The following is a 7,677-nucleotide window of genomic DNA, read 5'->3' on the forward strand; positions in this document are numbered from 1 at the left end:
ACTTGCATCGTGCGCCCCCTGCTCCGCGCCGCGCTCTGACTGACCGAACGTACCGGGCTGCCCACTGCAGCCGGACAACAGCATCAAGGCGGCCATGCCCAAGGGTTTTATCCAATTCACGTTATTGACCTCTTGTTGGTTACGTCGACTATAACAAAAAGGCCCCGGGGCGGGGTCAATCACCGCGTCCGGGGCAAGGCTCCTCGCAGGGGAGAGTTACGAACCCATCAATACCGCATGCGCAACCCCAGAGAGAGGCGACGATCACTCTTGAACCAGGCGGTGGGTACCTTGTGGTTCGGGTAGTCTTCGTGATCGGAACCGCGCACCTGTTGCAGCAGGTTGGTGGTGGTATCGAGGATGTTGCTGGCCTGCAGGCTCACTTCCAGCCCATCGGTCAGACGGTAGCGAATGGAGGCATCCAGGAAACCCTGATCGCTCTGCCACACCGGCAGGTTGCAGCAATCGTTCGCGGTCACCAGATACTCCGAGCGCCAGTTGTACGCGGTGCGGAAGGCGAAGTCGCCTTTTTCGTACATCAGCACCAGGTTGTAGGCGTCCTCGGACATGCCCTGCAGTGCATCGGTTTTCACGTAGCGTTCGGCATCGGCATCCACCGCGCCGCCGGCACCATCGTAGTTGGTGTTTTCAATGCCCTGGTTGTAGATTTTCGTGTAGTTGGCCTGAAACCCGATACCGTCCCAGGGCGAGGGCAGGAAGTCCAGGAAGCGCTGGACGTTCGCCTCGTAGCCCCAGACACTGGCGCCCTCGCCGTTGACCGGACCGTTGATATACATATCCCGGGTGACACCATTGTTGGTCACCGGTACCACGGTGGTGCCGTAGGTGATGTAGTTGTCAAAGTCCTTCTGGAACAGGTTGACGGTAAACATGCCGGCGCCGTCGAAGTAATACTCGAAGGTCGCATCGTAGTTATCCGCCGTGATCGGCTCCAGGTACGGGTTACCGGTATTGACCGAGTAACGGGGTCGAGCGCCGGTCAGACGACCCTGATCGTCATAACTGAGTTCCGGGCTGGGCGTACAGTTGGGCACCGATTCCACCGAGTCGGTTTCCTGATTGTAGGTTTTGCACTGGGCGGAGTAACCCACATCAATACCCGGCTCGTTGATGTTGGCCGCATAGCGGAACATGCTGAAGTCTGGTCTCGCCATGGCTTTGGAGTAGGCAAAACGGACAATCACATTGTCTGTCACATCCAGCTTCAGGTTCGCACTGGGCAACAGGTGGTAATGGGTTTTGTCACCGACTACGGGCGCAATGGTGCCGTCGTGAAACGCCAGGTCCTCACGGGACCCTTCAATGTGCTCGGGCAGGTACACCTTGGCCGGGTTGTCAATGATGTTGCCGTTGCCATCATCCACCGTGTCGGGCATATCCGGCACCTGTTCGTTGTGCGCCTCGGCACCGATCAGGTAACAGCCGCTTGAGTAAGGCGTCGACGGCGGCGCCGTGTTGGGCGCGTCGGGGTTATCCTGATTGCCCTCGGTCAATTCGTAACACTCCAACTGACTGTCAGTGAAGGAGCCGTAATTCACACTGCCTTCGCTGCGGGTGTTGGTTTCCACGTAGCGTACACCCACGTTGCCCGACACACCGACATCGGTATTGAACAGCGTGGCCGCCGGCCCTCCGTAGTTGACCATGAAGTAAGCGGCATGCACTTCTTCTTCCACCGTGAGCGTCTCGCCGGGCGTAAAGCAGGTGGAGTCGCCATTGGCATCCAGAACTTCCTGACCCCGGGTGGGCCCTTCGGCGGAGCAGATTGGATAGAACTGACCGATTCCCAGGTTGCGGCGATCAAAGTACTCATTCACCCGGGCCGGATCACCCAGGACCTCCGGGTCGATATAGAGGAACTCGGTGGAGTCCATCACGCCGCCACCCATGTAATCCGTGGGGAAGGCCCGATAGGTCAATGATTCCTCGGGGTCAGGGTAGCCGCCAAAGAAGGTTTCCTGCCCGGCATAGGTGACCGAATCGATGGGGTCGGTTTTGTCGGCGTTGAAATAGGCCGCACTTTCCCAGCGACTGGTGATGCCACGGAAGTTCCACGCTTCGCGCACCAGTTGCTCCCGGTTGACCGTGCGCGCACCGAAGGCGATCGACTCCACCCAGTCGGTGCCGTTCAGGTCGTACTCACCGTCGGCTTTGAACGCCAGAGACTCCCCTTCACTGGCACTCTTGTGGTCCTGAACCCAGGCGTAATTCCAGGAGTTGGGATTCTGTAGCCCACCCTCCGAGAAGTTGACGTTGAGCGGATCCCGGTATTCGACAAAGGGAAGCTCCCCGCGGAAATCGGCGTACATGCCGGTATAGCTCTGCAATGCGCCAGCGGTACCATAGCTGTCCCGCGTGGCATCGACATATTGCAGGTCGAAGTTGGCGCGGAATTGGTGAGTGGGTGCCCACTTGATATTGATGGACGCATCCTGGGTCATGCTTTCGCTGTGAATTTGCCGGGAGTTGGTTTCCATACCGACGGCCCGCTGGTCATAGGGCTCTTCGCAGTATTCCTCGAGATACTCCTGAGACGTGCCCCAGCCACAGCCGGTGGGATTCATCAGGGGGATACCCTCTTCGTTCACCCCGAAGGCGGCCGCCTCCTCTTCACTGCCGCCCCACCAGCCCGGTCCGGCGGTGGGCTCACCGGCGAGAAAGCTGCGGTCCTCTCGAAACATGAAAGTCTCCCCGGGCATGGGGTAGGTACCGTCGGGCCAGTCCGCGGGAATGACGTGGTCCGCCGGTTGCCCCCACAGGGCAAACAGGAAGTTCAGTGCACTGTACTCGGTGTTCAGCTGCTCGTACTCCGAGCGATTGAACTGGAAGGTGGTCACGATTTCTTCATCGGGACTCTGCCACTGGGCGGCAAAAGCACCACCGGTGCGCTCCCGCTGGTACAGGTTGTCCCGGGCGGTGATAAAGGTGGGCACATAGGTCTCTTCCTGAGTGGGACGGACGGTGCCGTCGGGCAGGGTTTCCTCGAAATAGCCCGGTTCGTGAATGCCCATACGTCCGAGATAGATGCCCTCGCTGCGGGTATCCAGACGGGAGGTGGCAATCTGCCCCAGCAGGCCGAAGTCACCCAGCGCCGTTTCCCACCGGTTGCTGTACAGGCCAGAGACATTGGGGTCGAAGGAATCAGCCACCTCGCTGTAGTTTACCTCGGCGGAGCCGACCAGCATTTCGCCATCAAAGTCGAAGGGCACACGGGTGTGCAGATCCACCACCCCGGCGATCCCGCCTTCGATCAGGTTGGCGCTCTGGTTTTTATACACATCCACCCGGCTCATCAGCTCCGGCGATACGTCTTCCCAGCTCAGCCCCCGGGAACTGTCGGCGGAGAAGGTATCCCGGCCGTTGAATTCCGAGCGCACATGGTCCAGGCCGCGGATCACCACGCCGGAGGGTTCAGCAGAGAAGTGCTGGGTGTCGTTGTTGGCGGCGAAGCGGGACACGGTGATGCCGGGCAGCCGCTGCAGGGCCTCGGCCACCGACTTGTCCGGCAGGGCGCCGACGTCGACCGCCGTCACCGAGTCGACAATATTGGTTGACTCACGTTTGATGTCCCGTGCGGTCTCCAGTGAAAGCCGCGCACCTACCACTACCAGCTCCTCCATGGAGGGCTGGGCCGGCGCGGACTCCGCCAGGGACGGCTCGGGGTCCGCCCCGGAGGTCTCGTCGGTCTCTTCGTCTGATTCCTGCGCATAGCCCGGGTGTGCGACGGCCGAAAGGCTCAACGCCAGCACACTCGCACCAAACAGTCTGAACAAGGGTCGTCTTTCAAAGGGAACTTCCATCGCTAGTACCTACCTTGCGTTTTATGGTTATCGTCTGGCCCTCAGGCCACCGCGCATACGGTAGAAAATTCCGCCAGCCACCCTGAGCCCCCGAAAGGGAAGGAATTGAGTGAGGCGACAAAAGGCGTTATAGTTATTCGTACCATATGTGATTATTATATTATTGTCAGATGGATAACCTTCACAGCCGCAAGTGGCTGAAATACTTGCACTTTGCAGAAATTATTAGCATTTCTGTCATATTTTTTAGGTCAAAACGCTAGATTACGCGCGGGATCGGGAGTCAGAACAGCCCACTGAAATCCGACTCTTCATCAGGATAACGAGGACTTATAGTATGAATAAACTGATAAAAGGCTCACTGTTGAGTGTGTTTGCCCTCCTGGTCGGCTGCGACTCCACCAGTGACGGCAATCCGGACGCGGCATTATCCTCCCCGGAGGCCAGCGCATCCGAGAGCACGGCGTCGGCCACAGCCGCCCAGTTCAGCCGGTTTACCTACGAGGGCCAGTCCCAGGAGCAGGTCGAGGTGGGTGAAGGCGAGTTCCGCAACCCGATCATTTCCGGCTATGCCCCCGACCCCACCGTGGCGCGGGTAGGCGACGACTATTATGTCGTCACCTCGTCGTTCACCCACTTTCCGGGGCTGCCGATCTACCACTCCAAGGACCTGGTCAACTGGACCCAGATCGGCAACGCGATCGACCGGCCCGACCAGTTTGATTACAAGGGTCTGGAAGTGTCCCGGGGGATTTTCGCACCGGACATCTCCTTCCATGAAGGCACCTACTACCTGGCCTCCACCTGTGTGGATTGCGGCGGCAACTTTGTGATGACCGCCGACAGCCCGACCGGCCCCTGGTCGGACCCGCACTGGCTGGGCTTTGAGGGCATCGACCCCTCCATCCACTGGGACGACAGCGGCAAGGCCTACATCCTGAACAACGGCGCCCCCAATGAGGAACCCCGCTACGACGGCCACCGCGCCATCTGGATTCAGGAGTTTGACTGGCAGAACCTGACCATGGTCGGTGAGCGCAAGCAGCTGATCAACGGCGGGGTCGACATCTCCACCCAGCCGGTTTGGATCGAAGGGCCGCACATCATCCAGCGCAACGGCTACTACTACATTACCGCGGCGGAGGGCGGCACCAGCGTGCACCACTCCCAGACCATTTTCCGGTCCGACGACGTCTGGGGCCCCTACACCCCCGCCGAGCACAACCCGATCCTGACCCAGCGCGACCTGGACTTTGAGCGGGACAACCCGATCATCGCCGCCGGCCACGCCAAATTCGTACAGATTCCCAATGGCGACTGGTGGGCCACCTTCCTGGCGATCCGCTCCTACGACAATGACATGTTCAACATTGGCCGGGAGACCTTCCTGCTGCCGGTACGCTGGGAAAACGATTGGCCCTACATTCTGCCCCGGGGCGAGCGCATTCCGTTTGCGCTGGAGAAGCCGGAACTGCCCGAACAGCCCACACCGAATCCGCGCCAGTCGGGTGACTTTGGCTATACCGATGAGTTCGATGGCGACCAGTTGGCGCTGGGCTGGATGGGCGTTCGCGACCCGGACAGCGGTCTTTTCTATGAAGTGAACAACGGCACGCTCAGCCTGAACTGTCAGAATGGCCTGGGCGACCTGAACTCGGTACCCGCCTTCCTGGGTCGGCGCCAGCAACACCACATTGCCGACCTGTCCACCACGGTGACCTTTGATCCCCAGGCGGATCAGGACCGGGCCGGCTTGGCGGCGGTGCAGAACGATGAGAATCTGATCTTCCTGGCCATCACCCAGGACAACGGCGAAGACCAGGTGGCGCTGTACCGCCGGCAGGGTTCGACCGAAGACACCCTGGTGAATGCGGCCCCACTGCCCAGCACCGAGAATGTGGTTCTGTCGATGGCCTTTGATGCCGGACAGATGAGTGCCCATTACGAGGTGAATGGCGAGCGTCACACCCTGGCCGAAGGGGTGGATGCCACCAACCTCAGCACCAATGTGGCCGGTGGTTTTGTGGGTACCCTGATCGGGCCCTACTGCACCCGTCAGTAATCTGTGTGAGTACCTTGTCGGATTACGCGCTGCGCGCTAATCCGACTTACTCGGGTTACCGAACCTACCTTGTCGGATTACGGCCTTTGGCCTAATCCGACCTACTGGATGGCTTGATATTCCATAGTCTGAGTAGGTCGGATTAGGCCGAAGGCCGTAATCCGACAGTCCCCTCCCCCCTCTTCTTGCTGATTGCACTCTTCCCGCGCTTTCGGTACCTTGCGCGTTTCTTTATAGTAACCAGCGAATTCCCCGTCTCAATGAGGTTGTAGCCCCCATGGCGCAGTACGTCTATAGCATGAATCGGGTTGGCAAGGTGGTGCCGCCCAAGAAAGAGATCCTGAAAGACATCTCCCTGTCCTTCTTCCCTGGCGCGAAAATCGGTGTTCTGGGCCTGAACGGCGCCGGTAAATCCACCCTGTTGCGGATCATGGCCGGGGTGGACAAGGACTATAACGGTGAGGCGCGGCCCATGCCGGGTATCTCCGTGGGCTACCTGCCCCAGGAGCCTCAACTGGACCCGGAAAAAAACGTACGCGGCAATGTGGAAGACGGCGTGCGCGAGGCGGTGGACGCCTTGGCTGAGCTGGACCAGATTTACGCCGCCTACGCCGAGCCGGACGCGGATTTCGATGCGTTGGCCAAGCGTCAGGGCGAGCTGGAAGACATCATCTCCGCCTGGGATGCCCACAACCTGGACCACAAGCTGGAAGTGGCCGCCGACGCCCTGCGCCTGCCGCCCTGGGATGCAGATGTAACCAAACTCTCCGGGGGTGAACGCCGCCGGGTGGCCCTGTGCCGCCTGCTGCTGTCCCGCCCGGACATGCTGCTGCTGGACGAGCCCACCAACCACCTGGACGCCGAGAGTGTCTACTGGCTGGAGCAGTTCCTGCAGCAGTTCCCCGGTACCGTGGTGGCCATCACCCACGACCGCTACTTCCTGGACAATGCCGCCGGCTGGATTCTGGAGCTGGACCGCGGCCACGGCATTCCCTATGAGGGCAACTACAGTGACTGGCTGGAGGCCAAAGAGAAGCGCCTGGAGCAGGAAGCCAAGTCTGAAGCCGCGCATCAGAAGGCCGTGAAGGCGGAATTGGAATGGGTACGTCAGAACCCCAAGGGCCGTCAGGCCAAGAACAAAGCCCGCCTGTCCCGCTTCGATGAGCTGCAGAGCCAGGAATTCCAGGCCCGCAACGAGACCAACGAAATCTACATTCCGCCGGGCGAGCGCCTGGGGGACAAAGTGATCGAACTGGAAAATGTCTCCAAGGGCTACGGCGACCGCCTGCTGATCGACAACCTGACCATGAGCGTTCCCAAAGGTGCCGTGGTCGGTATTGTCGGTGGTAACGGTGCCGGTAAGTCCACCCTGTTCCGGATGATCGCCGGTACCGAGCAGCCCGACAGCGGCAAGATCGAGCTGGGCGAGACTGTGCAGGTGGCCTACGTTGAACAGAGCCGGGAGAACCTGAAGGATGACCAGACCGTCTGGGAAGCCATCTCCGGTGGCCAGGACATTCTGCGCATCGGCAACTACGAAGTGAACTCGCGCTCCTATGTGGGCCGCTTCAACTTCAAGGGTTCGGACCAGCAGAAACGTGTGGGCGAACTCTCCGGTGGTGAGCGCGGCCGTCTGCACCTGGCCAACACCCTCAAGCAGGGCGCCAACGTGTTGCTGTTGGACGAACCCTCCAACGATCTGGACATTGAAACCCTGCGCGCGTTGGAGGAGGCCATTCTGGCGTTCCCCGGTTGTGTGATGGTGATCTCGCACGACCGCTGGTTCCTGGACCG

At 60.2% G+C, this 7,677-nt stretch carries 3 protein-coding genes; 2 read left to right on the forward strand and 1 reads right to left on the reverse strand.

The genetic code is table 11. From position 1 onward, the window contains the following. Positions 1 to 227: 227 nt before the first annotated feature. Positions 228 to 3,794 carry a TonB-dependent receptor gene (locus B3520_RS15095; RefSeq protein ID WP_286876383.1) on the reverse strand — a complete coding sequence of 1,189 codons (3,567 nt, stop codon included), beginning with the start codon at positions 3,792 to 3,794 and terminating at the stop codon, positions 228 to 230. Between the two features lie 364 nt (positions 3,795 to 4,158). Here B3520_RS15095 and B3520_RS15100 point away from each other — a divergent pair, with 364 nt between their 5' ends. Next, positions 4,159 to 5,883: a glycoside hydrolase family 43 protein gene (locus B3520_RS15100; RefSeq protein WP_286804468.1), complete on the forward strand. Its 1,725-nt coding sequence runs from the start codon at positions 4,159 to 4,161 to the stop codon at positions 5,881 to 5,883. A gap of 277 nt (positions 5,884 to 6,160) precedes the next feature. Continuing rightward, the coding region (gene ettA, locus B3520_RS15105; protein WP_286876384.1) for an energy-dependent translational throttle protein EttA at positions 6,161 to 7,677 on the forward strand (1,517 nt) is incomplete at its 3' end.

Source organism: Marinimicrobium sp. UBA4509, from assembly GCF_002388575.1.
In the GTDB taxonomy this organism is placed as follows: Bacteria; Pseudomonadota; Gammaproteobacteria; order Pseudomonadales; family Cellvibrionaceae; genus Marinimicrobium; species Marinimicrobium koreense.